This window comes from Dietzia sp. CW19, assembly GCF_014145265.1.
Taxonomy (GTDB): domain Bacteria; phylum Actinomycetota; class Actinomycetes; order Mycobacteriales; family Mycobacteriaceae; genus Dietzia; species Dietzia natronolimnaea.
On the sequence record NZ_JAALEE010000365.1, the window covers coordinates 2068 to 5277 of the forward strand.

Consider the following 3210-nt stretch of genomic DNA (forward strand, 5'->3'; position numbering starts at 1 on the left):
GCCGCTGGCGGCGACGCGGCGGACGACGGGGTTGAAGAAGTCGAACAGGGCCTTGAGGTCCTCGGTGCGGCGGATGCCGGTGGCGTCGAAGACCAGGCCGGCGAACTTGCCCTCGGCGTCCGCGCCGGCCAGCTCGTAGTCCGACTCGAGGATCGCGCGGACGGGCTCGACCAGGCGGCCCTCGCCGCCGACCAGGACCGGGCCGTGGAGGGCGGGCTGCCCGGCCTCGTGCCGGCGGAGCTGCTCGGGCTGCGGGAGGCCGACCTTGCCGGCGATGAACGACCCGGGGGCCGAGGTCACGAACTGCGAATAGAGGTCGAGGTTGCCCTGTGCCATGGCGATCATCTCCTGGAGAGGTGCGGTCTTACGGGTCGACAAGTAACTTACCGCTGAGTAACAATACTCGTCGGGCCGCGCTACGGGCCACCGGATACCGAGATCAAACGGGAGTGACACACGTGACCACCAGCCCCCGCAAGGTCGCCATCGTAGGCGGCAACCGAATCCCCTTCGCCCGATCCAACGGCAAGTACGCGGACGCCTCCAACCAGGACATGCTCACCGCGGCGATCGACGGTCTCGCCAGCCGCTACAACCTGCAGGGCAAGCGCGTCGGGATGGTCGCCGCGGGTGCCGTCCTCAAGCACGCCCGGGACTTCAACCTCACCCGCGAGTCGGTCATCGGCTCCGTTCTCGACTCCTCCAGCCCCGCCTACGACGTGCAGCAGGCCTGCGGCACCGGCCTGGCCACGGCCATCCAGGTCGCCGACGCCATCGCGGTCGGCCGCATCGACGCCGGGATCGCGGGCGGCACCGACACCACCTCCGACGCCCCACTGGCCGTCAACGACGACCTGCGCAAGATCCTCATCAAGGTCTCCTCGGCCAAGAGCACGGTCGACCGGCTCAAGCTCCTCGGTGACATCCGTCCGCAGTCGCTGGTCCCCGAGCAGCCGCAGAACGCGGAGCCCCGCACCGGGCTGTCCATGGGCGAGCACGCCGCCATCACCGCCCGCGAGCTCGGCGTGACCCGCGAGGACCAGGACGCGCTCGCCGCGGCCAGCCACCACAACCTCGCCGCCTCCTATGAGTCCGGCTTCCAGGACGACCTGGTCACCCCGTTCCTCGGTGTGCCGCGTGACGACAACATGCGTCCCGACTCGTCCGAGGAGAAGCTCGGCAAGCTCAAGCCGGTCTTCGGCAAGCGCGACGCCGAGGCCCACGGCACCGAGGCCACCATGACGGCCGGGAACTCCACCCCGCTCACCGACGGCGCCTCCGCGGTCCTGCTGGCGAGCGAGGCCTGGGCGGAGGAGAACAAGCTCCCCGTCCGCGCCTACCTGGTGGACTCCGAGACCGCGGCGGTGGACTTCATCCACGGCCACGACGGCCGCACCCCGGACGGGCTCCTCATGGCGCCCACCTACGCGGTCCCGCGGCTTCTGGAGCGCAACGGCCTGACACTGCAGGACTTCGACTACTACGAGATCCACGAGGCGTTCGCCTCGCAGGTCCTGGCCACGCTCGCGGCCTGGGAGTCCGAGGAGTACTGCACCGAGCGACTCGGTCTGGACTCCGCGCTCGGATCGATCGACCGCAGCAAGCTCAACGTCCACGGTTCCTCGCTGGCGGCCGGGCACCCGTTCGCCGCCACCGGGGCCCGCATCCTGGCCGCGACCGCCAAGCTGCTGGAGGAGAAGGGCTCGGGCCGCGCGCTCATCTCCATCTGCGCCGCCGGTGGTCAGGGCGTCACGGCCATCGTCGAACGGTGAGCCCGACGCGCTGACCCCGCCGGCGTCCCCGCCGGGTGGTCGTTTCATGAGTGCAGCCCCCGCGTACGGCGCGGGGGCTGCACTCATCGGTACCGGTCCGTCATAGTGGACGCCACAGTGGTTCGGGTGGGATAACCCCGGTCGACGCCCCGCCGGGTCGAGAGTCCCCCGCTCGTGAGGAGGCGTGAGAACCCGTGGACGATTCCACCACCACCGGCGACGCCGGACCCGCCCGGCCCGTCGTGGTCGAGGGCGAGGGCCCCCATCCCGCGGCCGCCGACCGGCGGCGCTACCGCGTGCGGTCGCGGTGGATCCACACGGGTGTCGGCGTGTTCATGGGGCTGGCGGTGCTCTACGGCTTCGATCTGGTCCACAGCATCGGACGGGTCCCCCGCGGGGCCGAGGTGGCCGGGATCCAGGTCGGTGGGATGCGCACGGCCGACGCCGAGCAGCTCCTGATCCGCGAGCTGGGGCCACGGGTCGACGAGGAGGTCGACCTGCGGGCCGGCGTCGTGTCCACCACCCTCGATCCCCGATCGGTCGGGCTGTCCGTGGACTGGCAGGGCACCCTCGACCGGGCGGGGGAGCAGCCGCTCAACCCGTTCACCCGGCTGATCAGCCTGGTGTGGTCCACCGAGGTGGGCATCGCCAGCGTGATCCCCGACGCGCGGCTGACCGAGTTCCTGGAGAAACTCGCCCTGCAGGCGGACTTCGACCCGCGTGAGGGCGCCATCTGGTTCGACCGTGACGAGGTCCGCTCCGCCATCCCGTTGGACGGCCAGCGTCTGCGGATCGAGAGCTCGCGCGACGCGGTGCTCGCCCACTGGCTCGACGACGACGGCGTCGACCTCGTGGTCGACTACACCCCCACCGAGACGCAGGCCGACCAGGTCCGCGCGCTCATCCGCGACGTGGCCGAACCCGCCGCCGGGCGCGATGTGACGTTGCTGGCCTCGCGGATGCGTGAGGACGGCACGGAGCCGCCCGTCACCACCGTCACGACCAGGTTGCCGGCCCCGCCTCCTCCCCCGGGCAGGGAGCGGGCGGTCCCCGCCGAGCGCGAGCTGGAAATGGTCGACGCCGACGGCCCCGATGCCGTGCCCGTGCTGTTCCCCCGGGACCGGATCGGCGAGTATCTGACCTTCGTGCGCGAGGGGTCCGAGCTGCAACCCCGGTTCGACGCGGACGCGGCCAAGGGGATCCTGGAGCCGCTGATGGAGGAGACCGAGCAGGAGGGCCGGGACGCCTCGTTCTCCTTCAGCGGGTCGTCCGCCTCCGTGGTGCCCGCGGTCCAGGGGCGCACGGTCTCGTGGGGTCCGCTGCTCGGCGCACTCCCGGGACAGCTCACCGACGTCCAGGGTCCGCGCGTGCTCCCCGTCGGCTACGTGGGCCGGGATCCTGAGCTCACCACCGAGGAGGCAGAGCGGGCCGGGATCCG

The 3210-nt window shown here is 71.6% G+C and carries 2 protein-coding genes and 1 pseudogene; 2 read left to right on the plus strand and 1 reads right to left on the minus strand.

The window, feature by feature from the left end; all coding sequences use genetic code 11:
• Window positions 1-342, minus strand: a pseudogene (locus G6021_RS11235) (short chain dehydrogenase); the annotation flags it as partial.
• 116 nt (window positions 343-458) lie between these two features.
• On the opposite strand from G6021_RS11235, the gene G6021_RS11240 reads away from it, so the two are divergent.
• Both G6021_RS11240 and G6021_RS17905 read left to right on the plus strand, forming a co-directional pair.
• Complete coding sequence (locus G6021_RS11240) at window positions 459-1772, plus strand: acetyl-CoA C-acetyltransferase (protein ID WP_182641309.1); 1314 nt, start codon at window positions 459-461, stop codon at window positions 1770-1772.
• A gap of 194 nt (window positions 1773-1966) precedes the next feature.
• The coding region (locus G6021_RS17905; RefSeq protein ID WP_182641310.1) for a peptidoglycan binding domain-containing protein at window positions 1967-3210 on the plus strand (1244 nt) is incomplete at its 3' end.